This window comes from Winogradskyella sp. PC D3.3 (genome assembly GCF_054366245.1).
The window spans coordinates 4157424-4183286 of the sequence record NZ_CM135962.1 but is presented as its reverse complement, the minus strand read 5'-3'; the positions used below and the strand labels follow the sequence as shown (position 1 = coordinate 4183286).

Annotated in this window: 20 protein-coding genes; 13 read left to right on the top strand and 7 right to left on the bottom strand. The window is 33.0% G+C overall.

The features are described from left to right. Positions 1 to 38: 38 nt before the first annotated feature. The 8 genes from porV (at position 39) to ACXGSQ_RS18550 (ending at position 11394) form a co-directional block, all read left to right on the top strand. Positions 39 to 1280, top strand: a complete 1242-nt coding sequence (gene porV / locus ACXGSQ_RS18585; RefSeq protein ID WP_458627611.1) for a type IX secretion system outer membrane channel protein PorV — start codon at positions 39 to 41, stop codon at positions 1278 to 1280. Positions 1281 to 1359: 79 nt separating this feature from the next. Beyond that, positions 1360 to 1842: a cytidine deaminase gene (gene cdd / locus ACXGSQ_RS18580; protein ID WP_458627610.1), complete on the top strand. Its 483-nt coding sequence runs from the start codon at positions 1360 to 1362 to the stop codon at positions 1840 to 1842. 112 nt (positions 1843 to 1954) lie between these two features. Continuing rightward, positions 1955 to 2956 carry a pyruvate dehydrogenase (acetyl-transferring) E1 component subunit alpha gene (gene pdhA / locus ACXGSQ_RS18575; RefSeq protein WP_458627609.1) on the top strand — a complete coding sequence of 334 codons (1002 nt, stop codon included), beginning with the start codon at positions 1955 to 1957 and terminating at the stop codon, positions 2954 to 2956. Positions 2957 to 2959: 3 nt separating this feature from the next. Next, positions 2960 to 4573 (top strand): pyruvate dehydrogenase complex dihydrolipoamide acetyltransferase, encoded by a 1614-nt coding sequence (locus tag ACXGSQ_RS18570; protein WP_458627608.1) that lies wholly within the window; start codon positions 2960 to 2962, stop codon positions 4571 to 4573. A 152-nt stretch (positions 4574 to 4725) separates the two neighbouring features. Beyond that, entirely contained in the window at positions 4726 to 5460 is a 735-nt protein-coding gene (locus ACXGSQ_RS18565; protein WP_458627607.1) for a hypothetical protein, read from the top strand. 87 nt (positions 5461 to 5547) lie between these two features. Continuing rightward, complete coding sequence (locus ACXGSQ_RS18560; RefSeq protein ID WP_458627606.1) at positions 5548 to 6525, top strand: M28 family metallopeptidase; 978 nt, start codon at positions 5548 to 5550, stop codon at positions 6523 to 6525. Beyond that, the gene (locus ACXGSQ_RS18555) at positions 6518 to 7201 is read left to right on the top strand and encodes an SDR family NAD(P)-dependent oxidoreductase (protein ID WP_458627605.1); all 684 of its coding nucleotides are present in this window, start codon (positions 6518 to 6520) and stop codon (positions 7199 to 7201) included. Before ACXGSQ_RS18560 ends, ACXGSQ_RS18555 begins: the two co-directional genes overlap by 8 nt. Positions 7202 to 7359: 158 nt before the next feature. Then, on the top strand, positions 7360 to 11394 hold the full coding sequence (locus tag ACXGSQ_RS18550; RefSeq protein WP_458627604.1) for an FG-GAP-like repeat-containing protein: 4035 nt from the start codon (positions 7360 to 7362) through the stop codon (positions 11392 to 11394). Here ACXGSQ_RS18550 and ACXGSQ_RS18545 read toward each other — a convergent pair. Both ACXGSQ_RS18545 and ACXGSQ_RS18540 read right to left on the bottom strand, forming a co-directional pair. After that, positions 11391 to 11882 carry a hypothetical protein gene (locus ACXGSQ_RS18545; protein ID WP_458627603.1) on the bottom strand — a complete coding sequence of 164 codons (492 nt, stop codon included), beginning with the start codon at positions 11880 to 11882 and terminating at the stop codon, positions 11391 to 11393. The two genes, ACXGSQ_RS18550 and ACXGSQ_RS18545, sit on opposite strands and share 4 nt — an antisense overlap. Continuing rightward, positions 11879 to 12769 (bottom strand): hypothetical protein, encoded by an 891-nt coding sequence (locus tag ACXGSQ_RS18540; protein ID WP_458627602.1) that lies wholly within the window; start codon positions 12767 to 12769, stop codon positions 11879 to 11881. The genes ACXGSQ_RS18545 and ACXGSQ_RS18540 overlap by 4 nt, the downstream gene beginning before the upstream one ends. Positions 12770 to 12896: 127 nt before the next feature. Here ACXGSQ_RS18540 and ACXGSQ_RS18535 point away from each other — a divergent pair, with 127 nt between their 5' ends. The 4 genes from ACXGSQ_RS18535 to ACXGSQ_RS18520 are packed head-to-tail and all read left to right on the top strand — an operon-like array spanning position 12897 to position 16956. Next, a complete protein-coding gene (locus ACXGSQ_RS18535; protein WP_458627601.1) occupies positions 12897 to 13733 on the top strand; it encodes a DUF4349 domain-containing protein in 837 nt (278 codons plus the stop codon). 25 nt (positions 13734 to 13758) lie between these two features. Further along, positions 13759 to 14355 (top strand): SprT-like domain-containing protein, encoded by a 597-nt coding sequence (locus ACXGSQ_RS18530; protein ID WP_458627600.1) that lies wholly within the window; start codon positions 13759 to 13761, stop codon positions 14353 to 14355. Positions 14356 to 14370: 15 nt separating this feature from the next. Further along, on the top strand, positions 14371 to 15459 hold the full coding sequence (locus ACXGSQ_RS18525) for a mannose-1-phosphate guanylyltransferase (RefSeq protein WP_458629382.1): 1089 nt from the start codon (positions 14371 to 14373) through the stop codon (positions 15457 to 15459). Between the two features lie 3 nt (positions 15460 to 15462). Next, entirely contained in the window at positions 15463 to 16956 is a 1494-nt protein-coding gene (locus tag ACXGSQ_RS18520) for a DUF389 domain-containing protein (protein ID WP_458627599.1), read from the top strand. A gap of 6 nt (positions 16957 to 16962) precedes the next feature. Here the strand turns inward: ACXGSQ_RS18520 and ACXGSQ_RS18515 are convergent, their stop codons facing one another. Then, positions 16963 to 17730, bottom strand: a complete 768-nt coding sequence (locus ACXGSQ_RS18515) for an ABC transporter ATP-binding protein (RefSeq protein ID WP_458627598.1) — start codon at positions 17728 to 17730, stop codon at positions 16963 to 16965. Positions 17731 to 17732: 2 nt separating this feature from the next. Further along, a complete protein-coding gene (locus ACXGSQ_RS18510; RefSeq protein ID WP_458627597.1) occupies positions 17733 to 18470 on the bottom strand; it encodes an MlaE family ABC transporter permease in 738 nt (245 codons plus the stop codon). A 111-nt stretch (positions 18471 to 18581) separates the two neighbouring features. Between ACXGSQ_RS18510 and pafA the strand changes: the two genes are divergently transcribed. After that, on the top strand, positions 18582 to 20249 hold the full coding sequence (gene pafA / locus ACXGSQ_RS18505) for an alkaline phosphatase PafA (RefSeq protein ID WP_458627596.1): 1668 nt from the start codon (positions 18582 to 18584) through the stop codon (positions 20247 to 20249). A gap of 334 nt (positions 20250 to 20583) precedes the next feature. Here pafA and ACXGSQ_RS18500 read toward each other — a convergent pair whose 3' ends face one another. From ACXGSQ_RS18500 to ACXGSQ_RS18490, 3 genes are all read right to left on the bottom strand, one after another. Next, the gene (locus tag ACXGSQ_RS18500) at positions 20584 to 21876 is read right to left on the bottom strand and encodes an HlyD family secretion protein (RefSeq protein WP_458627595.1); all 1293 of its coding nucleotides are present in this window, start codon (positions 21874 to 21876) and stop codon (positions 20584 to 20586) included. Positions 21877 to 21901: 25 nt separating this feature from the next. Beyond that, positions 21902 to 24091 (bottom strand): peptidase domain-containing ABC transporter, encoded by a 2190-nt coding sequence (locus ACXGSQ_RS18495; RefSeq protein ID WP_458627594.1) that lies wholly within the window; start codon positions 24089 to 24091, stop codon positions 21902 to 21904. Between the two features lie 121 nt (positions 24092 to 24212). Further along, a complete protein-coding gene (locus tag ACXGSQ_RS18490; RefSeq protein WP_458627593.1) occupies positions 24213 to 25835 on the bottom strand; it encodes a vitamin K epoxide reductase family protein in 1623 nt (540 codons plus the stop codon). Positions 25836 to 25863 lie beyond the last annotated feature (28 nt).

The window sequence follows — 25863 nt, the reverse complement described above, 5'->3', positions numbered from 1 at the left end:
ATACGATTGAAGAGGTATTAATATTTGAAAAATTGAACATGAAAAAACATTTTATAACCGCTGTATCATTGGTAATGATTAATTTAGTTTGTAGTCAAGAAACGATACAAATTATACCTAATAGTAACGACAGCCGTGTAATTACAACAGGTTTGCCGTTTATGCTTATTTCTCCAGATGCAAGATCTGCTTCTATGGGAGATATGGGAGTTGCAACGTCAGTAGATGGCTTTTCGCAGCAATACAACCCAGCAAAATATGCGTTTTCAGAAACAAAACAAGGAGTTAGTTTAAGTTACACTCCTTATTTAACACGATTGGTAAATGATATTTCATTAAGTTATGTGACGTATTTTAATCGTTTAAATGATTACAGTGCGTTTTCAGCAAGTCTTAAGTATTTTTCACTTGGAGAAATTGTATTAACACAAGATGCTAATGATCCAGGTGTCGCAGTAAAACCAAACGAATATGCAATTGATGCCGCTTATACATTACGCTTAAGCGATCAATTTGCAATGGCTGTAGCATTACGTTATATGCGTTCTGCACTAAGAATTGATACTGTAGATCCAAATGCAAGTCCAGGAAGTACGTTTGGAGCAGATATTACAGGATATTATCAGAGTGAAGAAGAAGCTTATAATGATTATAATGGCCGTTGGAGAGCTGGTTTTGCTATTCAAAATTTAGGTCCACGATTTAAGTATGATGATGGAGGGCAAGAAGTGTTTCAACCAACAAACTTAAGATTAGGTGCTGGTTTCGATTTTATTTTCGATCAATATAATAAATTAGGTGTGTCTGCAGAGGTTACTAAATACTTAGTACCAACGCCACCTATTTACGGAGATAAAATTAAGTTTATTGATCAAAATGATAACGGTACTTATGAGGAGGACGATGATGAGTTAATTGAGCGTCAAGATGACATTATAATTGATGGTCAAAGTAATGATGTTAGTTTTTTAAATGGAGTTTTTCAATCATTTGGTGATGCGCCAGGTGGTTTTAGTGAAGAGCTAAGAGAGTTTACCTGGGCATTAGGAGCAGAATATACCTATCAAGATAGTTTTTCTTTCAGAACAGGATATTTTAATGAAGCAGATGACAAAGGTGCACGTAAGTTTTTTGCACTTGGCGCAGGGTTTAAATACACTACTATAAATGTCGATTTATCATATTTATTTTCAGCATCTAAAATTCAGAGTCCATTAGAAAATACCTTGCGTTTTTCACTAACGTTTAATTTTGGTGATGGTGCATACGATGAATATTAAAAATTATAACTAAATTTAGATATTAAAAACTATTGTTTACTAAAGCAATAGTTTTTTTGTCTAAAATAAACAGCAAATTATGAAGGAAGTCAAAATAGAAACGAAATTACAAGTCTATGATGATATTAATGAGCTTCCTAAAGCGATTCAGAATTTAATGAATACGGCCATTGAAGCCCGAGAAAATGCGTATGCTCCTTATTCGAAATTTAATGTAGGTGCCGCTATTTTACTCGATAATAGTATTGTCGTGATTGGAAGCAATCAAGAGAATGCATGTTTTCCCTCTGGATTGTGTGCAGAACGTACAGCTATTTATTATGCAGGAGCAAAATATCCTAAAGCAAAAATTTTAAAAATGGCCATAACGGCATCTTCGCAAAATCAAATTACGGATAAACCTATTCCTCCTTGTGGAGCATGTAGACAATCCATTGCAGAATATGAAATAAAACAAGACCAACCCATCGAAATTTATTTCATGGGAGCACAAGGAAAGGTTGTTAAATCTAGTTCTTTAGCTAATTTATTGCCACTTCTTTTTGAAAGTTCAGTATTATAAGGTTTTTATTGCAATAAATTCAGTAATCGCTTATTTTTTTACGATATACTACTTCTTCATTATTTTCTAAAGTGTTATTTTTGTTATTCTATTTTAAAGAACTCATCAAGAAATGCAAAAAATAACCAAAGAAGTATACCTAAAGTGGTATGAGGACATGTTGTTCTGGCGAAAGTTTGAAGATAAACTCGCCGCAGTTTATATTCAGCAAAAAGTTAGAGGATTCCTTCATTTGTATAATGGACAAGAAGCGGTATTAGCAGGAGCTTTACATGCTATGGATTTAACTAAGGACAAAATGATTACAGCCTATCGTAATCACGTGCAGCCAATAGGTATGGGTGTAGATCCAAAACGTGTGATGGCAGAATTGTATGGAAAAGCGACAGGGACATCTCAAGGTCTTGGTGGTTCTATGCATATTTTCTCAAAAGAACACCGTTTTTATGGAGGGCATGGTATTGTTGGTGGTCAAATTCCTTTAGGAGCAGGAATTGCTTTTGGTGATAAATACCACGATAAAGATGCTGTAACTATTTGTTGTTTTGGTGATGGTGCTGCAAGACAAGGCTCATTACATGAGACGTTTAACTTAGCAATGCTTTGGAATTTACCGGTTGTATTCGTTTGTGAAAATAACGGTTACGCTATGGGAACATCAGTAGCACGTACAGCAAATCATACAGATATATGGAAACTTGGACTTGGCTATGATATGCCTTCAGGACCAGTAGATGGTATGAACCCGATTAAAGTAGCAGAAGCGTTTGATGAAGCGATTCAACGTGCAAGAAAAGGTGGTGGACCTTCATTTTTAGAAGTGAAAACCTACCGTTATAGAGGTCATTCGATGTCTGATGCACAACACTACAGAACAAAAGATGAGGTAGAAGAGTACAAGAAAATCGACCCAATTACACAAGTAAAAGATATCATTCTTGAAAATGAATATGCTACAGAAGCGGATTTAAAACTTATAGACAAGGATGTGAAGAAACGCGTTTTAGAATGTGAGAAATTTGCAGACGAATCTCCATATCCTGAAAAGAATGTGATGTACGATGTTGTATATGAACAAGAAGATTACCCATTTATAGACCACAAAATTAAGTAAGCCATGGCAGAAGTAATAAATATGCCGCGTTTGAGCGATACAATGGAAGAAGGAACTGTTGCTACTTGGTTAAAAAAAGTAGGTGACAAAGTTGAGGAAGGCGATATTTTAGCTGAAATCGAGACCGATAAAGCAACCATGGAGTTTGAGTCCTTTAACGAAGGAACATTGCTCCATATTGGTGTGCAAGAAGGTGATACTGCAAAAGTAGATACGCTTTTAGCTATTATTGGTGATGAAGGTGAAGATATTTCTAGTTATTTAAATGGAAGCACAGAAGTTGAAAAATCAGATGCCATTCCAGAAAATAAGGATGAAGAAAAAGATATTTCTGATGTCGATTTTGATTCAAAAGAAAAATTACCAGAAGGAGTTACGGTTGTTACCATGCCACGTTTAAGTGATACCATGGAAGAAGGTACTGTTGCCACATGGTTGAAGAAGGTTGGTGATGAAGTTGAAGAAGGTGATATTCTTGCTGAAATTGAAACCGATAAAGCAACAATGGAATTTGAGTCATTCCAATCTGGATATTTATTACAAATTGGATTAGAAGAAGGTGAATCAGCAAAAGTAGATGCATTATTAGCCATCATAGGTCCAAAAGGGACTGACGTATCTAATATTGCTAAAAACTTTAAAGTAGCAGCAGGAGAAACTAAGAAAGAAACTCCTAAAGTTGAAGCTAAGAAAGAAACGCCAAAAGTAGAACCTAAAAAAGTAGAGGCAAAAAAAGAAGCTCCAAAGGTTTCAACATCAACCTCAGGTAGAATATTTGCTTCACCATTAGCTAAAAAAATGGCTGAGGAAAAAGGTGTCGATTTAAATCAAGTTAAAGGTTCTGGTGAAAACGGAAGAATTATAAAGAAAGATATAGAAAACTTTACTCCTGCAGTGCAAGGAGCTTCGGTCGGTAAATTTGTACCAACAGGACAAGAAGATTTCGATGAAGTACCAAACTCAAACATGCGTAAAGCGATTGCTAAAAACTTAGCAAAATCTAAATTTACGGCACCACATTATTATTTAAATGTAGAGTTTGACATGGAAAACGCAATTGCATTTAGAATGCAATACAACTCTATTCCTGATACAAAGATTTCTTATAATGATATGATTGTTAAAGCATGTGCTTTAGCGTTAAAACAGCATCCTCAAGTTAACTCTCAGTGGTTTGATGATAGAATGCAATTAAACAATCATGTTCATATTGGTGTTGCCGTTGCTGTGCCAGATGGTTTATTAGTCCCAGTGGTTAAATTTGCAAATGAGCAAAGTTTACCTCAAATTGGTGCAGCTGTTAGAGAATATGCAGGTAAAGCAAGAAACAAGAAATTGTCTTTAGAAGAGATGGAAGGCAGTACGTTTACGGTTTCTAATTTAGGAATGTTTGGTATCGATAGTTTTACGTCAATTATCAATCAACCTAATTCAGCGATATTATCTGTTGGAAATATTGTTGAAAAACCAGTAGTTAAAAACGGACAGATTGTTGTTGGTAATACAATGAAACTTTGTTTAGCTTGCGATCATAGAACAGTTGATGGTGCTACAGGAGCTCAATTCTTACAAACATTAAAAGGATATATTGAAAATCCTGTGACGATGTTAGTTTAATGCCTTGACATTCACAGCATAGTGAACATTATATTAAAAACCTATTTCATTAACTTGAAATAGGTTTTTTTTGTTGTTGTATTAACTGTAATATAAAGTTACTTTCGCGGCTAAATTTAACTGCTATTCAGTAGTTTACTAAAAAAAATAAAATGAAAAATTTAAAAGTAGTTGTGTTAATGACATGTCTTACATTATTTATGTTGGGTAATGCACAAAAGAAGAAAGTGGCTGTTGTAACGTTCTATGCAGACAAAATGATAGATTTATCAGCACTTGATGCTTCTGCAGATTTAATTGCAAAAAACACGAACTTAAGTGATAGTCCCAATTTTAATTTAACAGAACCTCTTAATAAATTACATGACGCTTTTTTTAGTGAATACGCTGAAAATTTTGATTTTGAATTTATCGCAGAAGAAGATGTTTGGGGCAATGAAGCATATAAAACGTTTAAACCTACTTATGAAGAAGCTGGAAGTATAAATAAAGATATAGAATCAACTACAACAGTTGAAGGCTATAGGGTTATTCCTAACTACAGACAAAATGTTAAGGATTTAAAAGAAGTTGCGGAAGATTTAGGTGTAGATGCCATAATGTTTATTCATTTAGATTTTGGCTTTGTTAAAACTGGAGTTGGTAGTTTTGGTTATGTTAGCATACAAGCAAGATTCAGTATGGATCTATACTCTAAAGATAATAAGAGTATTTTTCAGTTTCGTGAAATTGCTGGTTCTTCAAAAAAAGCGGCTATGGTAAAAGGTATTCCTGTTATGAGTACAGAGAAAATCCAACCAATGTGCGAAAGTGCAGTAGATAAATTAATGAAAGATTTGAATAAAAAAGTAGCACGTTTAGCTAAAAAAGCAAACAAAAAAATGTAAATCATTTCAATTAAAAATAATCTTTTAAATCCTATGCCATTAGTTTGGTATAGGATTTTTTTATCTTTAAACACAAAATATATAATAATGAAAAAAATACTTTCAATAGTCTCAATCGCATTACTGTATTCATGCGCTCTTAATGTAAATGCACCCGATGGAATTGCTGGAAAAGATGGTGAAAATGCAAAACCTAAAATCACGCAAGAAGCTGTAAAAGCCAGTATGGATTATTTAGCTTCTGACGAATTAAGAGGAAGAGAAACAGGAAGTGAAGGTCTTGAAAAAGCGGCTGTGTTTATTGAAGGGTATTTAAAATCTAATGGGATAGAACCTTATTTTGAGACGTACCGCGATTCATTTAAGCTTAATGGTTTAGATGGTTATAATATTGTGGGAGTTGTAGATGGTAATGATCCTAAACTTAAGAATGAATATGTAATTCTAGGTGGTCATTACGATCATATAGGAATAGGGAAAGTAGTAGCGGGCGACTCAATTGCCAATGGCGCTAATGATGATGCTTCAGGCACTGTTGCTGCTATGGAAATTGGAGCCTATTTTGCCAAAACCAAAACGAATAAACGTAGTCTTTTAATTACCTTATATGATGCAGAAGAGAAAGGACTAAAAGGTTCAGCACATTTAGCAAAACGTTTAAAAAATGAAGGCATTAATGCTTATACTATGATTAATTTTGAAATGATTGGTGTACCAAGAGCTTCAACTGAAGCGATGGCTTATATGAGTGGCTACGAACGCTCTAATTTTGCTGAAACTTTAAATAGATATGCAAGAGAGGAAGTGGTTGGAGCTTTTGCAGGAGCAAAAAAAATGAATTTATTTATGAGGTCAGATAACTTTCCTTTCTTTAAAGAATTAAATATGCCTGCACATGCCATTTCAACTTTCGACTTTACAAATTTTGATTATTATCATCATGTAGAAGACGAAGCCGATAAAATGGATTACCAACATATGGCAAATTTTATAAATAAAATGATTCCTGCTTTAGAAGGAATGATAAATGCACCAACAAAAGAAGTAGTTTTAAATGATGAGTAAAAACATAATTATTACAGGTACAAGTAGAGGTATTGGTTTTGAATTGGTGCATTTATTGGCCAATCAAGGTCACAATGTTTTAGCCTTATCTCGAAACGCAAAACCAATAAGTAACCTTCATTTTGATAATATTTCATCTTTTGCTTTTGATTTATGTAATCAAGGTGATTATGAAAAAGTAGGAGCATTTATAAAAGAGGAATGGAAACATGTTGATGTCTTAATTAATAATGCAGGTGCAATTATCAATAAGCCTTTTGCCGAAACAACATTTCAAGATTTTGAGAAAGTATATCGGACTAACGTGTTTGGTGTATCAGAATTAACGCGAACAGTGTTGCCATTTATGAAGAGTGATGGACATGTGGTAACTATAAGTTCAATGGGAGGCATACAAGGTAGTATGAAGTTTTCTGGCTTATCAGCATATAGTTCTAGTAAAGGTGCTGTAATTACTATGACAGAATTATTGGCAGAAGAGTACAAAGAAACAGGGCCACAGTTTAATGTTCTAGCGCTTGGGGCGGTTCAAACTGAAATGTTAGAAGAAGCCTTTCCAGGTTACAAAGCTCCAACTACAGCTAAGGAAATGGCAGAGTATATTCAAAATTTTGCATTAACCGGTAATAAATATTATAACGGAAAAGTATTGCAAGTATCTAATTCTACCCCTTAATATGGGAGAGGTCGTTGAGTCTTTTTTTTTAAAATTATAAAACTAATTTGTATACGATGCGTTTTTGGTGCTATTGAATACATGCTAATCATGCTAGTATAAGTAAAAGTTAACGAAATGTTAAATCTAATTTTTTATATTTATAAAAAATTAGAAGAATGATAATAAAATTACCTTACAAAACACTTTTCATTGTTCTCTTCACATTTTTTATACTTCAAATGGGAAATGCACAAACCTTTAGCCATGTTGAGAACACCGTTGGTTTGGGCGAACTTCAAGAGAATAATGGCGTGGCAGTAGCCGATTATGATGGTGATAATGATTTAGATATTTTCGTGGTTGCAAAGGCAAAAGACAATCCTAATAGCCCTAAAACTTTAAGTCGCTTATTTCGAAATAATAATAACGGAACATTTACTGATGTTACGGAAATAGCTGGTTTTACTAATTTATTACCCCAAGAAGAAGGTGGTGGAGAATACTTTGGTTTAGCCGGAAATAAAAATGGTGCATTCTGGGGTGATTTTAATAATGATGGATTTCCAGATTTATTCCTAACCTATTCATTGAAAGTGCAATTATGGCAAAATTTAGGTAATGGTATATTTGTGGATATTACAGAAAGTGCTGGATTTACAACATTTAATGGATGTTATAATACAGGCGCTACTTGGTTTGATTATAATAATGATGGCTATTTAGATATTTATATTAATGATTGGTCGGGTTGTGGCACAAATCAGCTCTATCAAAACAATGGGAATAATACATTTACGGATGTAACAGTTCAAACTGGACTTTTAACAGAGGTAAGTAGACCGAGTTACACAGCTTTACCTTTTGATTTTAACGAAGATGGTTTTATGGATTTGCTGGTTTCAAATGATCTTAGTAAACCCAATTACGTTTATATAAATACTAATGGTAATTCATTTGTAGACCAAGCATCAGAATATGGTCTAGCTACTATGGGAGATGATATGGGAATTACAATAGGTGATCATAATAATGATGGTCATTTTGATTTGTTTATAACCACAATAGATCAGAATTTTTTCCTTCGTAATAATGGTGATAATTCATTTAGCGAACAGGCCGAAGCGTATGAGATTAACTCTACAGGATGGTCTTGGGGAACACGATTTTCTGACTTTGATTTAGATGGAGATGAAGATCTGTTTATTGCTAATGGTTTTGATTTTGGCAATAGAAATGCAGAGCAAAATGTCTATTTTAGAAATACTTCAGTACAAGGTGATGATAAATTTGTAAATGTTTCTGCTCTATTGCAATTAGACGATTTAACTATAAGTGTAGAGGCCATTGACTGGGATTATGATAATGATGGAGACATCGATTTATTTGTTACTAATAGCAATAGGTCGTCATTTCTATACGAAAATAGAATCTTGAATTTTGATAGTACGGATCCTGATTTCCATTTTTTTAAAATTCAATTAGAGGGGACAACATCAAATCGTGATGCTATAGGTACAATCATTACTTTAACTACTGAAAACGGAAGTTTAAAACGGTATTATTCTGGTATAGGTTTATTGAGTCAGAGTTTGCAACCTGTCCATTTTGGTCTAGGAGAAGCGACTAATATATCTGAACTCGAAATAAAATGGCCATCGGGTTTAATTGAGACATTTAATAACTTAAATGTTGATACAACAATCAAAGTGACCGAAGCAATGGGGTATGAGGAGTTAAATATTATACCAAGCCAGAAAATTTATGGTTGTACAGACCCTTTGTCTTGTAGTTATAATCCTAATGCCACATTAGAAGATGGCTCTTGTAATTATATTTTACCTAATACTATTGTCGGTAATTTATCTTCATCCTTTTTAACCACAGAGGTGTATAGTTATAGTATTGGACCTGAGTCAACAGCAACTTGGCAAGTTGTTGGTGGAGAAATTTTAAGTGGGCAGGGGACGGATACAATTACCGTGAAATGGCACATAGAAGATTCGGGTTTCATAACGGTAACAGAATCTAACGAAGATTGTATTAGTTTAGGTACTTCAGTTGAGGTCAGCTTAGATGCAGATAATCTTCCTGAGGATATATCTATTGCAAGATTATGGAATGAAGCTTTACTAGAAGCGATAAGACGAGATTATGCAAGACCAACTATACATGCAAGAAATTTATTTCACTCAAGTGTAGCTATGTATGATATTTGGGCGATTTACCATGAGGTTGCTAGACCTTATTTAATTGGGAATACGGTAAATGGGTTCAGTAGTACTTTAGAAGACTTTACCCCAACTGAGAGTATAGAAGAATCAGAAAAAGAGGCGATTAGTTTTGCAATGTATCGTTTGTTGTCTCATCGTTTTCAAAACTCCCCAAATGTTGAAACGACTCAAGCTAGATTTGATTTGTTAATGGACAGGTTAGGTTACGATACATCGTTTACGTCTTTGTTATACGAAAATGGAAGTGCAGCAGCTTTAGGTAATTTTGTTGGTCAGACCTTAATAGATTATGGTTTGCAAGATGGATCAAGAGAAGCTACAGGTTACGATAATGACTATTATCAACCTATAAATGCTCCATATGCTCTAGAAGTATCTTACGAGCAACAAATAAACGATCCTAATAGATGGGAGCCTCTAAGCTTAGAGACCTTTATTGACCAAAGTGGTAATTTAATAGAAGGTAGTGTACCTCCTTTTTTGAGTCCTGAATGGGGAAATGTATCAACTTTTGCATTAAAAGAGGAAGATAAGGTGACTTATGAAAGGGATGGAGATGCATTTAATGTGTATCATGATCCTTCAAATCCACCTTATATAAGTATAACAGAAAATAATTCAGGAAGCGAAGCTTATAAATGGGGATTTTCAATGGTTTCTGTTTGGCAATCGCATTTAGATCCTAGTGATAATGTTATGTGGGACATTTCACCAAGCGCAATTGGAAATGTAGATATTAGCACCTTTCCAACAAATTATGCCGACTATCCAAGTTTTTATAATTTTATAGAAGGAGGTTCTAATAGTAATGGACATGCTATAAATCCGTTTACAGGTAATCCATACGAGCCTAATATTGTACCACGTGGTGATTATACTAGAGTATTAGCAGAGTTTTGGGCAGACGGTCCAGATTCTGAAACTCCACCAGGTCATTGGTTTACACTATTAAATTACGTTAGTGATCATCAGGAATTTGAAAAACGTTTTGAGGGAGAAGGAGACATCTTAGACCCTTTAGAATGGGATGTTAAATCTTATTTTATACTTGGTGGAGGTATGCATGATGCTGCAATTTCTGGTTGGAGTATAAAAGGATGGTATGACTATATCAGACCAATATCTGCCATACGTTATATGGCAACACAAGGGCAAAGTTCCGATCCTTCATTATCTAACTATAGTGTTTCTGGTATCGAATTAATTGATGGTTATATCGAAGTCGTAGAGTTGGGAGATCCTTTAGTGGGTCTTACTAATGAAAATGTAGGTAAAATAAAGATGTATACTTGGAAAGGTCATGACTATATAAGTAATACAGAAACAGATCAAGCAGGAGTAGGTTGGATATTAGCAGAAGATTGGTACCCGTATCAAAGACCAACTTTTGTAACACCTCCATTTGCAGGTTTTGTATCTGGACACTCTACGTATTCTAGAGCAGCAGCAGAACTAATGACTATGATAACAGGTGATGAATTTTTCCCTGGAGGTATAGCCGAATTTGTTGCAAAAAAGAATGAGTTTTTAGTATTTGAAGAAGGACCATCACAAGATGTTGTTTTACAATGGGCAACTTATAGAGATGCTTCAGACCAAACGAGCTTAAGTCGTATTTGGGGTGGAATCCATCCACCAGCAGATGATATTCCCGGACGATTTATTGGTCAAGTGGTAGCTGAAGATGCATTTAGCTTTGCAGTACCTTATTTTGAAGGTGAAGAATTAAGTGTTAATGAGGTTGCTTCAGAAATGGGAGTCTATCCTAATCCAACAACTAATGGTAAATTGCATATTTCAAATACAAAAACGAATGACCGCATTGAAGTGTATGATATGAGAGGACGTAAAATTGAAATACGAGATAGAGGCTATAATGAATTGACAAATACAACAACAATTACGTTGACTAATACTGAAACAGGTTTATACCTGCTGAAAGTAAATACGAGTACCACGATGACTGTCGTTAATAATTAATCATTATAGTTTTTAAAATCAATTTTGATTGCTGTTGTGGTTTGACCTTCAATCGTAATGTGTTGCTTTTTTATAAGAGCCTTTAAAGTATCTCTTTTTATAGCGTTATGTTGTTTTACGGTATAACCAAAATTGATGTTTGTAGTAGAATCATTAATTACTTCTACAGATCCAATTTGATATAAATCTTCTACTATAGGATAATCGTCATGGTCTAAACTATCTAAAATGATATTTGAAATCAGAATAGTGCTTGACTTTCTAGAGGTTCCAAAAGTTGCATTTTTTTTAGATAAGTAAATTAGATCGTATGTTTCTTGTAGTTTTTCTTCAACAATATGTAATTCATTAAAGTAAGGTTTTTCTATAGTTAATGTATTGGCGTCATCGAGTTCTAGACGTTCCATTTCAGAATGCTCAATAGATCTTTCATTGCTATTATTGCAACTACACAAGATTAAAACCAAAAGCGTTAAATAGCGTTTCATTCTACAATAAATTTAAGTTTCACAATTTTACCATCAGCATAGGTTTTGCTCAGAATCTTCATTTGTTTTAAACTTTGCGTTGGTGTTGTGAGTTTAGTAATGAATTCATGTTTTGTGTATAATTCGATACCTATATTATTGGGGAAAATTTGATAAATTAAAGCATCATTAGAAAAGATCTTTTCGAGATTTGCTTTATGTGCTTTCCAGTCAATAAGGTTTTTGCTAGAATAATAATCGAGCATTAAAGCATAATCATCTGTATTTAGTTTGACTTTGCCATTGTCTATGTTTTTTATCGATTTAACAATGGTATCCGTTTTATGATAAGGAGATTGTACCACAAACGTTATATAGTCTGCATCTGTTGTATACGTAAAACAGCCATTATGATCAGATTTTATGTAGGTTGGAGTTTCATCAATATTTAGAATTTTTATATCTAAACGGATTGAATCTATAGGTTGCCCTTTAATGTCATCTATAAAACAAATGGTATAGGTATGACTTCTATTGGTGAACCAAAAGGCGATTAAAATTGTTAGTAGCACAATCGGTAAGAGATAAAATTGTAATGCTTTAGATTTTTGTTTAGAGACTTTGCTGTTCGCAGTTTTAAAATCAGACCAGTTTTTAAATCCAACATAAGTGCTGAGTAAATTAAGCATATCTACTCTTGGTAATTTATCAGTATCGTTTTTAAAATAGGTATAAAACCATTTTTCGCTGACTCGTGTTTTTACACGTTCAAATAAGTCTTCTTGAAACACTACAATGTCATTGCCACTCCAGTCTTTTACAGATTTAGAAGCATTATGCCGTTTCAGAAAGGTTTTTACAACCAATTCTTTAAGGTGAACGAATAATTCTAAGTCGTTAGAAATCAATAGTTGGTTTGCTTTAGTGCTTCTGTTTCAGTATTGTACATGCTTTACAATTGTTTTACAACGGCTTTACAATTGCTAATACATGGTTCAATATAGATTTGGTTTTAAATCTTAAAAATAAAGAATTATGAAACGTAAATCATTAAAAACAGTATTAAAATTATGGGTACTAGCCGTATTATTAGTGGCATGTAATCATTCAGAGTCCTCGGAAAACTTTGCTTTAGAAAGTGTTGAGGTTAAAGCCGATTTTGAAGCCGTTAAAACCGATGATAGCACTACCGAGACTCCAAAATTAGAATTAAAACATTTAAAAATCATTAAATCTGCAAATGTGAGGTACAAAGTTGAAGATGTAAAAATAGCTACAGAACGAGTCAAGCGAATTTCTGAAGCATACAATTCTTATGTCTCAGATTTACGCTTCGAGAATAATCTTTATAAAAAAGAAAACCGGTTCACGTTAAAAGTACCTTCTAAAGATTTTGATGTTATTATGGATTCTATAAGCAGTGTTGCCGAATTTATTGAATATGAAAATATAACCACTAAAGATGTGACTTCCGAATTTATAGATGTGGAAGCTAGATTGAAAACAAAATTAGAGGTTAAGGAGCGCTACGAATCTATTCTTAGAACAAAAGCAAAAAGTGTTGAAGACTTATTAGGTGTTGAAGAAAAATTACAACGTATTCAAGAGGAAATTGAATCCAGTCAAGGGCAATTAAAATATTTAACCAATAAAGTGGCTTTTAGTACCATTCAGATTGATTTATATGAAACGGTAGAATATAAAGAAGAACCAGAGCATTATAAAAAAACATTTTTATCCGAAATTAAAGACGGTTTTATTTCAGGTTGGGAAGTTCTGAAATTGTTTTTTATAGGTCTAGTGTATATTTGGCCATTTGTAATAATAGGAATTGTTGTGTTTATTTTGATTAGAAAAAGACTTAAAAAGTAATAATTTAACGCTTATTTTTGCAGTAATGCAAACACAGCTTTTAAATTTTATTCCTCCTGCGGCACAACCCATGATTACAGAGCTTTTAGCTATTGATCATTTAGTTGTAAAAGTGAAAAATGAGCGTAAAACGCGACACGGAGATTATAGAGAATTACCAAATGGGAAACATCAGATTACGATTAATTCTAATTTAAATGTTTATCGATTTTTAATTACACTAATTCACGAGATAGCCCATTTTGAAGCTTATAAAAGATACGGAAGATTTATTAAACCGCACGGAAAAGAGTGGAAGCATACCTTTCAGCATTTAATGTTGCCGTTTTTAAGACCCGAAATTTTTCCGTTAGAGTTATTACCATTATTAGCTAATCATTTTAAAAATCCAAAAGCGTCTAGCGATACAGATACACAGCTCGCCTATGCCTTAAAGCAATTTGACGAAAGTAACGATAAGACCTATGTTTTTGAAGTACCTTTGAATACAACCTTTAAACTTTACAACGGAAGAGTGTTTAAAAAGGGAAATAAAAGAAGAAAGCGCTACGAATGTGTAGAAATTAATTCGGGTAAATTATATTTGTTTAACCCTAATGCAGAAGTAGAGGTTTTAGATTAAAACATAGATTGATTGATGGATAGCAAAAATTCAAATTATTACGCCATTTTAATGGCAGGAGGAGTTGGTTCGAGGTTTTGGCCTGTAAGTACGCAAGATTTTCCTAAGCAGTTTCACGATATGCTTGGTACAGGTGATACTTTAATACAGAAAACATTTAATCGTTTAGCACAGTTAATTCCAGAAGAGAATATTTTTATATTAACTAACGAGCGTTATAATGATCTTGTTTTTGAACAATTACCAAACGTTACCAAACGTCAAGTGGTTTTAGAACCAGCCATGCGTAATACAGCTCCTTGTATCTTATATGCAGCCTTAAAAATTCAGAAAGAAAATGAAGATGCAGTAATGATTGTAGCACCAAGTGATCATTGGATTGAAGATGAAGAGGCTTTTTCTAATAATGTAAAAACAGCTTTTGAGTATTGCCAATCTAACGATGCTTTAATGACTTTGGGGATTACGCCAACATTTCCTAATACAGGGTATGGTTATATTGAATATGATAAATCGGCTACGACTGAAATTAAACCAGTCAACCAATTTAGAGAGAAGCCAGATTACAACACGGCAAAATCTTTTATAAGTCAAGGAAATTTTTTGTGGAATGCAGGAATTTTTATGTGGAGTGCTAAATCTGTTATTTCGGCTTTTAAAAATAACCAACCTAAATTGTATCAATTATTTGAAAGCGGTTACAGCGTTTATAATACAGAATTTGAAGATGATTTTATTCGCGATAATTACGAAAAAGCAGAAAATATATCTGTAGATTATGCGCTTATGGAAAAGAGTGATAATGTCTATGTGATTCCTGCAACCTTCGATTGGAATGACCTAGGAACTTGGGGAAGCCTTTACGATAAGTTAGATAAAGACGACAATGCTAATGCTGTGGTTAATGCTAAAACCTTATTAGAAGATGCTCATGGTAATATGATTCGTTCTAAGGCAGATAAAATTATTGTTATAGATGGACTAAAAGATTATATCATTGTAGATAAAGACGAAGTTTTACTTATCTTTCCTAAAGCAAAAGAACAGGATATAAAAAAGGTACTTCAAAATGTAAAAGCCAATTTTGGAGAAGAATATGGTTAAAATATGAGTGACGAAAACAAATTCAATTTTTCTGAGGATGAGAATTCTCAGATGACCAATGAAATGAATAAGGAGAATGCTGTCGAAGAAAAGAAAGACGCAATAAAAAAAGATGCTCAAGGTTTATTTGCCAGTTTAAAAACGTTTTTAAGTGAACTGCTCGATTTTAGAGAGGATACAGATAGAGACGCAACAATAACTGCTATAAAAGCAGATATTCCTTTTAAAGGGGCAACAGCTTGGATTTTGGTCTGTTCTATTTTTGTCGCATCAATTGGTCTTAATGCAAACTCTACAGCAGTTGTTATTGGAGCCATGTTAATTTCACCATTAATGGGGCCTATTTTAGGAATAGGTTTATCTATAGCCATTAACGATATTGATACCTTAAGAAAGTCATTAATCAACTTAGCAATTATGATTGTTTTAAGTTTATTAACGGCATTTTTATTCTTTTGGCTTTTTCCATTGAGTGAAGATACAAATGAGTTAATGGGACGAACCCGTCCAGATATACGAGATGTGCTTATTGCGTTTTTTGGTGGCTTAGCCTTAATTATTGCACGTACAAAGAAAGGAACTATTGCCTCGGTTATTTTTGGTGTTGCCATTGCTACTGCGTTAATGCCTCCGTTGTGTACAGCTGGTTATGGTTTAGCTATAGGAAATTGGCAATTTTTTGGAGGAGCCATGTATTTGTTTACTATTAATACCATTTTTATAGCTTTGGCTACATTTTTGGTGTTAAAATTATTACGTTTTCCAATGCTTAAATATGCTAATTCTGCAAAACGGAAACGTATTTCAAGAGTAGCAATGGGTGTGGCTATCATTGTTATGATTCCTGCAATTTGGACATTTTTAACGGTACTTAATGAAAGTAAAATAAACAGAGACTATAAGGCCTTTCTTAAAGCTGAAATAGAGGATAATCGTAGCCTATGGTTGTATGACGAAGATCTTGATATGGATGCCAAAACGATGAATCTGTATTTTAATGGAGAAATTAGTGACGAGATGGTGTCTGCTTTAGAGAATGCTAAAAATGAATCTTTAGATTTAAAAGAGTTTAAACTAATTATTAATGCAAACAAAACAAGAAGTACTGATCGCTTAGCACAGTCATTAGATAGGGCTTATGCCGATTTAGATAGAAAAGATAATATAATTGATGGTCTTCAAAAACAAATAGAGGAGCTACAATCTAATATCTCAAACTTAAATAAAGTTATAGAATCTAAAGATACCAATGAAAAGGCGGTGTCGTTTAGTGAATTATCTCGTGATGCTAAAATTAAATTTAATGATTTAGAGTATTTTGGTTATGCTAAAATGTTAGAGTCAAAAGATTTTATAAATATTGATACGATAACCGTTGCTCATGTAAGATGGAAAGTAAAACTATCCGATAGTTTAGTTTTATCAAAAGAACGCGATTTGCAAAAGTGGTTGAAAAATAAACTGAAAGTCGATACGGTGTTTATAAAACGAAATTAAACGTTATTATTCGCTTTCTTCAAGATACATTTTACGTACTTTTCTAAATAATTCAGAAGAATAAACGAAATTGGTAACCGCTTCATTGTCGGTTCTAAATATGGTTTCACTAGAACCTTCCCATTCTAATAATCCATTTTTTAGAAAAACAATTTTTTCACCAATTTCCATAACAGAGTTCATATCATGTGTGTTAATTACCGTAGTGATATTGAATTCATTAGTAATTTCCTGAATTAAGTTATCAATTACAATCGCCGTTTTGGGATCGAGGCCTGAGTTTGGCTCATCACAAAATAAATATTTAGGACGGTTAACAATGGCTCTAGCTATGGCAACACGTTTTTGCATTCCTCCAGAAGCTTCACTTGGCATTTTGTTGTGAGCATCATCTAAATTAACACGTTTTAAAACTTCATTCACTCGGTCTTCCATTTCGCTTTTACTTTGCTTAGTAAACATGCGGAGCGGAAACATTACGTTTTCGGCAATGGTCATAGAGTCAAATAATGCACTACCTTGAAAAACCATACCCATTTCTGACCGTAGTTTGGTTTTTTCATTTCGTGATAACTTGGAGAAATTTTTGCCTTCGTAAGATATTGAACCACTTTCGTATTCAAACAAACCCAATAAACATTTTAAGAATACGGTTTTACCAGAACCACTTTGACCAATGACTAAATTGGTCTTTCCTTTTTCAAAAGACGTTGTTATTCCTTTTAAAATTTGAGTATCGCCGAACGATTTCTTTAAGTCCTTAACGTCTATCATAATTAGCCGAGTAATAAACTGGTTAGTAAAAAGTTGACGAGTATGATCATCACACTAGTCCAAACAAAAGAAGTCGTACTTGCTTTTCCAACTTCTAAAGCACCACCTTTCATAAAATATCCATAATAGGAAGGAATCGTAGCTAATAAAAAGGCAAATACAAATGTTTTAATAAAGGCATAAAAAAAGTGAAAAGGAATAAAGTCCATCTGAACACCTTCCACATAGTCTTCCATAGTGCCGTAACCTCCATATACACACGCCATAAGTCCACCGAGAATTCCTAAAAACATAGCAATAGAAATGACAAATGGATAAAGTGTTAAAGCAATAAATTTTGGGAAAACGAGATAGTTAATGGCATTAATTCCCATAACTTCAAGAGCATCAATCTGCTCAGTAACTCGCATTGTTCCTATACTCGAAGTAATAAAAGAGCCCACTTTACCTGCCATAATAATGGAGATAAACGTTGGTGCGAATTCTAAAATAATGGATTGGCGTGTTGCAAAACCGACTAAAGACTTTGGCATTAATGGACTCGTCATATTTAGTGACGTTTGAATAGCCACAACACCTCCAACAAAAAATGAAATAAAGGCAACAATTCCGAGTGAGCCAATAATAAGATCGTCGATATCTTTTAAAATTAAAGGTTTCATTACGGACCATTTTGTTGGTCTGCGAAAGATATCTTTAATCATTATGAAATAGGTGCCTATATTATGTAGGTAAATCATGTTATATTTTATTAACGCTAAAGTATAAAAAAGGATTAGTTATTAATGTTAATTTAAACTAAGATAATTTAAAAATCGTATTTTTGAAACTCAAAATAATGTCTTATTCAAATGAAAAATATATTCACTTTAATTGCTGTTTTATTTATGTTTTCCTCTTGTGGGGCACAAAATACAACTACTAACACAAAAACGGAAACTTCAGTTTTAGAATCTAACGATAGACCAAAATTAGTGGTCGGTATTGTTGTAGACCAAATGCGTTATGATTACTTAACACGTTTTGAATCTAAATTTGGAAACGGTGGTTTTAACCGTATGATAAATGAAGGTTTCAACTGTAAAAATAATCATTTTAACTATGTGCCAACTTATACAGGTCCTGGTCATGCTTCAGTATATACAGGTACAACACCAAAGTATCATGGAATTATAGGCAATAATTGGTACGATAAGGAAACTAAAGAAATGGTGTATTGTGCAGGTGATGCTACTGTTACATCTGTTGGAACAAACGATGACGCAGGTCAAATGTCTCCGCACAGAATGCAAACCACAACATTTGGTGATGAAAATAGACTGTTTACGCAAATGCAAGGGAAAACTATTGGGGTTTCTTTAAAAGATAGAGGCGCTATTTTACCAGCAGGTCATACGGCAAATGCAGCGTATTGGTTTCATGGAAAAGATGAAGGGCACTGGATTTCGAGTTCGTTTTATATAAGTGAATTACCAAAATGGGTAAAAGATTTTAATGCCTCAGAAAAGGCAGAATCGTATTTAAGAGAATGGAATACACTGTATGACATTGCAACATATACGGAAAGTGGTGCGGATGAAAATACCTTTGAAGGTGGTTTTAAGGGAAAGGACAAAGCAACGTTTCCTTATGATTTAAAAGCCTTAAGTAAAGACAATAAAGGTTTTGATATTTTAAAGGCAACACCTTATGGAAATAGTTTAACGGCAGATTTTGCAATGGCAGCGATTAAAGGCGAAGGATTAGGACAAGACGAGATTACAGATGTGATTACTGTAAGTTTTTCGGCAACGGATTATGTAGGTCATAATTTTGGTGTTAACTCAAAAGAAGTTCAAGATACGTATATCCGTCTGGATAAGGATTTAGAGCGTTTCTTCGAATTTTTAGATGGTGCAGTTGGTAAAGGTGAGTATACTGTGTTTCTAACAGCAGATCATGGTGCAGTTGATGTCCCTTCTTATTTAACGTCCGTAAAAATACCTTCGGGTTACGTAAGTAATAAGGATAGAAAAACGAAATTAAATGTGTTTTTAAATGAGACTTATGGCACAACTGATATTGTTGAAAATATTAGCAATGGCCAAGTGTTTTTAGATAGAGCTAAAGTAAAATCTTTAGGATTAAACCTCGCAGATGTACAAAATACGATAGCTATGGAAGAATTAAGTTATAAAAACATAACTAAAGTGTATACAGCAACGACGATGAGTACCGCTAGTTTTTCTACAGGAGTTGAAGAATTATTGCAAAATGGGTTTAATCAAAAACGTTCTGGAGATGTAATATTAGTTAATGACACGGCTTTTATTTCATATAGCACAACAGGTTCAACGCATGGAAGTGCCCTAAATTATGATACGCATGTGCCATTATTATTCTTTGGAAAAGGTATTAAGCATGGTCAAACTTTTAACAAAACGGTAATTCCAGATATTGCACCTACAATTTCAGCTTTATTAGGTATTAGTTTTCCTAATGGAGCAACAGGTCAGCCTTTGGGTTTTATTTTAGAATAATAATTTAATTATGATAATAGGCTGTATGTATTTACATACAGCCTATTTTTCTCAGTTTAATTGTATACCTTATCGTAAATGGCAACGTCCATAAGAATCACAACGATAGTTGTAATTCCCATGTCTATGCCCACACTCTTCATGTGAGATACAAGGATCAGGTTTATGTATCAATCTATTAGGTCCACCTCCCTTTACTTGTTTTTGTTCAGCTTTGTTTAAAACTTTTCCTAGTTTTACTAAATTTTTCATAATTAAAATATTTAAAAATTAAATTAACCTTGGTCATTTAAAGACACCCAAGGCTTGTGTCTATTCCTCGCGAGAGAATATTTTAGTTATTGAACACATTCTTTAATTGATAGAAAAAGCGTTCAATAAGTCTTAAGTTTTCTGTAATGATTTCTGCTTGTCCACGCATTTCATGTCTAAACGGTATTTCTTTGTTGTAAGAAGTGATAAGTGTACGAGGAAGTGAAACAGTAACGAGGTAAAAGCCATCTTCATCTGTTAAAAGTGAAATAGACTCAATATTTCCTTTGATAGTTCCAAATTCGTTATCTGGATAATTTTCAAGTTTAATATTTACGGTTTGTCCTATTTTAATTTTTCCAGAATTTTGTGCTGGTGTTTTTAGTTTTGCAATGTAAGATGAGTTTTGTTTTGGGATTATAGTGAATAACAAATCTCCTTGGTTTACAGTTTGATTATTTGTCCAAAGTTTTGAAAACGCGACTTTACCATCAATGTCTGAGGTTATGGTATATGTCATTTCCCAATCTTTCAATGCTCTTTTAAGTTGGTTAAAAGATTGAATAACATTTTTAAGCAAACTTATCTCTTCTTTAGTTTTTTTAATTGAAGTACTGACTTCATTTGTGTTAGCATTAGCAATAGCTTCTTTTATTTGAGATAAGGAAGCATCCATGTTGGCATAATTGCGTTCGGCTTGGAGATAGGTTAATTCTTTGGATTCTAGAGTTTGTTTGGCAATAACACCTTTATTATAAAGTTGTTGTTGCCGTTCTAAATCTTTTTTCTGAAACGCTAATTCGACTTTATTAATTTGCTTTTGAGATTTTAGTGTTTTTAATCTTGAGTACAGTTGCGTTTTTGAATACCGATTTCCTTTTTGTTCATTAGTATAAGGTTGGTATTCCTTGTTTAATTGATATTGTATATAGTTATTTTCGAATAAAGCATATTCAGAATCGACATCACCTAAGAAAAGAATTGGTAACTCGTCTAATGGGAATGTAAAGTTTTTATTATTGAGTTTTAAAGTGTCAACAACAGATTTAAGCAATTGTATATGCTCAAAATTTGCTGTGTTTTCGATGACTGCTAATGTTGTACCTTTTTTTATAGTTTCATTATCCGTAATTAGTATAGAGTCTATTTTTCCTGAAACTTGTGCCTGTTTTTTTTGAGGTGGTAACTTGGTGGTTATTTGTGCTTCAGATGTAATGATGTCAGGATATTTAATAAACCAAGACATCATAAAAAACATCACGATAAAAACTAATATAAGTAAATTCCCATAACGAATCATCCAGCTTGGAACAGCTTCTAAAAGTTCTTGAACATGCTCACTTCTGAGTTCAATATGTTTTTCGTTTTCTTTCATTACCAATATTTACGCTTTGTTCAATTTACTTACTTAGTTCTAATTGATTTTTCACTAGATTATAATAGTTGCCTTTATTTTTTATCAATTCTTCATGGTTACCGACTTCCACAATTTTACCTTCATCTAAAACCACTATTTGATGTGCGTTTTTTACCGTACTTAACCGATGTGCTATCACTATCGCGGTTTTATCTTTAAAAAAGGTGTTTAGTTTTTCCATAATTACCTTTTCATTGTTAGCATCTAAAGCTGAGGTAGCTTCGTCAAAGAATAGGAATTTTGGATTTTTATAAACGGATCGAGCTATGAATAAGCGTTGTTTTTGACCAGTACTCAAACCAGTGCCTTCGCTACCTATTTTGGTGTTATAATTCAATGGTAAATTGTCTATGTAATCTGAGATGTTTGCGACATCTATAGCATGTTTTAGTCGTTCTATATCAATATAGTCTTCGCCTACTGCAATATTATTAGCAATAGTGTCATTAAAAATATAGCCCTCTTGCATTACTACGCCACAGTTTGCTCTCCATGTGCGTTGAGATATATTATTTAAATTAAAGTTCCCAACGGAAATCTCGCCATTATCAATCTCGTAAAACCGTAATAGAAGTTTCATTAAAGTGGTTTTACCGCTTCCACTAACACCTACAATGGCTGTTGTTTTATTGGCAGGTATAGTAAGAGATAAATCATTTATCACAGGTTTTAATCCTCCAACATATCTAAATGAAACATGACTTAGTTTTAAATCTGCATGATTAGGAACATTCTTAATTTTATGGTCTTCTGGTTTTTCTTCATCTTCCATATTATGAATTTCACCCAAGCGTTCAATAGATATTTTGGCGTCTTGGACTTCGCGCATAAAACTAATAAGTTGTACAATAGGTCCATTTAGTTGACCAACCATATAACTAATGGCCATCATCATTCCTAAAGTGATATCGCCTTTAACAACTAATGTAGCTGACAAAACGGTAATAGACATGTTTTTGAGTTCGTTAATTAAATTTGAACCTACACTCTGCGTTTGTTCTAAAGCCAAACTTTTTGATGCAATTTTAAAAAGTTTTGCTTGTACGTATTCCCAATTCCAGCGCATCCTTTTTTCTGCATTATGCAATTTGATTTCTTGCATGCCGTTAATAAGTTGAATAACATTGCTCTGCTCTTCACTAACTTGGGTAAAGCGTTTGTAGTCAAGCTCTTTTCGTTTTTTGAAGAAAAATAAAACCCACCCAATGTAAAGTAGGCTTCCTATTATAAAAACGCCGAATATTTGAAAACTGTAATAAGCTAAAACAAAACTAAAAATGATAAGATTAAAAAATGAAAATAAAATGGTTAAAGAGGATGTCGTTAGAATCCGTTCAATACGTTTATGGTCATTAATGCGTTGTAATAAATCTCCAGTCATTCTTACATCAAAATAGGATATAGGAAGATTCATTAGTTTTATGAAAAAATCAGAAATAAGTGAGATGTTAATTCTTGTGCTTAGGTGCAATAAAATCCAACTTCTTATAATCTCTAAGGAAGCCTTCCCAATAAATAGTGCGAGCTGAGCAAATAGAATTAGATAAATAAAGTTAAGATCTTGATTTTGTATACCAATATCAACAATACTTTGGGTTAAAAAAGGTAACACCAGTTGGAGTAAACTGCCTGCAATTAAACCAATAATAAGCTGGATGATAAATTTTTTGTACTTAAATAAGTATTTAAAGATAAAATTGAATCCAAATTTTTCATCTTCCTCAAATTCGGACTGATAAAATTTTGGAGTAGGATCAATTATTAAAGCAATGCCTTCTTCGGTGTGCTCATTGGCATTTTCGCCTATCCATTGTTTTATAAAGTCTTTGGTGTTATATGTTAACAGTCCATGCGCAGGATCTGAGGTGTAAATGGTATCATTCTTTATTTTGTAAATAACAATATAGTGGTTGTTATTCCAATGAGCTATGCAAGGTAATGGTGCTTCTTTAAGTTTATTGAAAGCTAATTTTATTCCGAGCGTACGGAATCCTATAGATTCAGCAGCATCACTAATTCCCATTAAGCTACTGCCTTCTCGTGTAGTTTCACTAAGTTTTCTTAGTTCTTGCGTATTTATGGTTTTACCATAATATTTGGCAATAATTTTAATACACGTTGGACCACAATCTTTAGCTTCGGTTTGTTGATATGTAGGGAATTTAATTTTCAATTAGATTATATATTCATTAAGTTATATTTGCAAAAGAACATTCAAGACATTACCTAAAGTTGTGTCTATTCTTTGAGAGAGAAGAGTGCCCAATCCAAAGCCCTATTTTAGGGCTTTGTTGTTATGCTATTTGTGTTTTTCGAAATGGTACGTTGTGGTTGTTAGCTTCAAACTGCTCTATTAAATCTTCTATAAAATATATAAGGTCACTTCGTTCATAAAGCCTTGGGTATGATTGACCATTGATGAGTATTTCAGGTGTAAAGTTGATGCTGCTCTTTGTGCACCAAGAGTGTTCATTTTTTAGAGTTAATAGATAGTCTTTTGGTTGAGCACATTCATCCCATTTTTTTAACCATTGTTCAGATGAATAGTTGCCATAGATGTCATTCATTGCTTTTAAACTTAGTTTTGGTTCTTTTGTATGATATAATTCCAAGAGCCTAGTTGTTATTTTTACGGAAGAATTGCTTGGGTCTTTTTGATCTACATTAAATCTAATAATTAACTTAACCGAATCAGAATATTGCTTTAGAATTTGATTTACTAAGTTGTGAACAGCTTTACAATGACCACACATAGGATTGGAAATTATAGTAATGTTGAAATGACTATTTATATTACCATAAACGATTTCTTTTATATCATCTATTTGAGTATTAATAATTTTAGATTTGCTTAATTGATTGTTAAAAAGTTCAAAGTTTCTTTTTAACTTAAAATACTCCAGTTTTACAGTATTGAGTGCTTTATTTTCTTTGTAAGATTTAGATGACAGTAACCAAAGTGCACTTATGCTAGTGAATGAGAGTATGGTAATTAAAATTGATGTAAACTCGTAATTGACGGAGAAGTTAATGGTAGCAAGGCCAGCTTGAAACCACATTAAGCCTATAATGCACAAACACAGAAAACACCATTTTTTTATAACCAAAGATTGGTAGTAAATAGAATAGAGTGTTATAGGTAAAGCTATTAAGCTAATTGTCTGTGGAATAAAAATAGAGATATTACTTATTATTAAAATAGAGGTAGCCAAACCCAGTCCTGTAAAATAGATAAAGCTCAAATCACTCAATTTTAAACCCTTAAGAATTGTTGCGCCTTTTGAAGATAATACTGCATTACAGTTCTTTTTTTCGGTTGGATTAGAACAAAATGCATTCCCAAGTATTGTAGATTCCCCTTGTTCTTGCTTTAAAATAGTAGTTGTGATATACACACCTATTACTGATATAAAAAGAAAAAAGTAGTTTGCTATTTCAGTAGTGGTATTAAAAAGAAGCAAAGTCAATAAAAATATAGAACCAATTGAAAGTCCTTTAATTAGTTTAGAAGTTATACTAGAATTAGTAACTTCAAGATTGGATTCGTCTTTATCAACCGCCAACAGAATTCCAGTAAATTGTTCTAAAAACTGAATTTGAGAAATAGTTTTTTTGTTTTTTGCGTTAAATACTAAGCGGTATTGGTCTTTTATTTTAGTAACGACAGCAAATTGCTTTTCTGAGTCAATTTCTAATTGAGCTAAAAATGTATTTGGAAGTTGATGAAGTGTATTAGCAGTTATTGGAACATCTAATGCTAAATTTTCGATATTAAAGTGATCTAAAACTCCTGTAACAGCATGTAAACTTGGATAAGTAGGATGACTTTTAATTTGAAAGCTTAATTCATCAAAATCGATGATTAACTTATTCTCTTTTAATAGTTGTTCAACCTGGTAACTTAGTGTGTCTTTCACAGCAATAGAGATTTATTGTTTCCCTAAT

Excerpts from the sequence above, each read along its gene's own strand:
- ACXGSQ_RS18510 (WP_458627597.1), bottom strand. The coding sequence starts at position 18,470 with ATGATTTACCTACATAATATAGGCACCTATTTCATAATGATTAAAGAT.
- pdhA (WP_458627609.1), top strand. The coding sequence starts at position 1,955 with ATGCAAAAAATAACCAAAGAAGTATACCTAAAGTGGTATGAGGACATG.
- ACXGSQ_RS18525 (WP_458629382.1), top strand. The coding sequence starts at position 14,371 with ATGGATAGCAAAAATTCAAATTATTACGCCATTTTAATGGCAGGAGGA.
- ACXGSQ_RS18550 (WP_458627604.1), top strand. The coding sequence starts at position 7,360 with ATGATAATAAAATTACCTTACAAAACACTTTTCATTGTTCTCTTCACA.
- ACXGSQ_RS18570 (WP_458627608.1), top strand. The coding sequence starts at position 2,960 with ATGGCAGAAGTAATAAATATGCCGCGTTTGAGCGATACAATGGAAGAA.
- ACXGSQ_RS18530 (WP_458627600.1), top strand. The coding sequence starts at position 13,759 with ATGCAAACACAGCTTTTAAATTTTATTCCTCCTGCGGCACAACCCATG.
- ACXGSQ_RS18555 (WP_458627605.1), top strand. The coding sequence starts at position 6,518 with ATGAGTAAAAACATAATTATTACAGGTACAAGTAGAGGTATTGGTTTT.
- ACXGSQ_RS18545 (WP_458627603.1), bottom strand. The coding sequence starts at position 11,882 with ATGAAACGCTATTTAACGCTTTTGGTTTTAATCTTGTGTAGTTGCAAT.
- ACXGSQ_RS18515 (WP_458627598.1), bottom strand. The coding sequence starts at position 17,730 with ATGATAGACGTTAAGGACTTAAAGAAATCGTTCGGCGATACTCAAATT.
- ACXGSQ_RS18560 (WP_458627606.1), top strand. The coding sequence starts at position 5,548 with ATGAAAAAAATACTTTCAATAGTCTCAATCGCATTACTGTATTCATGC.
- cdd (WP_458627610.1), top strand. The coding sequence starts at position 1,360 with ATGAAGGAAGTCAAAATAGAAACGAAATTACAAGTCTATGATGATATT.
- ACXGSQ_RS18565 (WP_458627607.1), top strand. The coding sequence starts at position 4,726 with ATGAAAAATTTAAAAGTAGTTGTGTTAATGACATGTCTTACATTATTT.
- ACXGSQ_RS18520 (WP_458627599.1), top strand. The coding sequence starts at position 15,463 with ATGAGTGACGAAAACAAATTCAATTTTTCTGAGGATGAGAATTCTCAG.
- ACXGSQ_RS18500 (WP_458627595.1), bottom strand. The coding sequence starts at position 21,876 with ATGAAAGAAAACGAAAAACATATTGAACTCAGAAGTGAGCATGTTCAA.
- pafA (WP_458627596.1), top strand. The coding sequence starts at position 18,582 with ATGAAAAATATATTCACTTTAATTGCTGTTTTATTTATGTTTTCCTCT.
- ACXGSQ_RS18535 (WP_458627601.1), top strand. The coding sequence starts at position 12,897 with ATGAAACGTAAATCATTAAAAACAGTATTAAAATTATGGGTACTAGCC.
- porV (WP_458627611.1), top strand. The coding sequence starts at position 39 with ATGAAAAAACATTTTATAACCGCTGTATCATTGGTAATGATTAATTTA.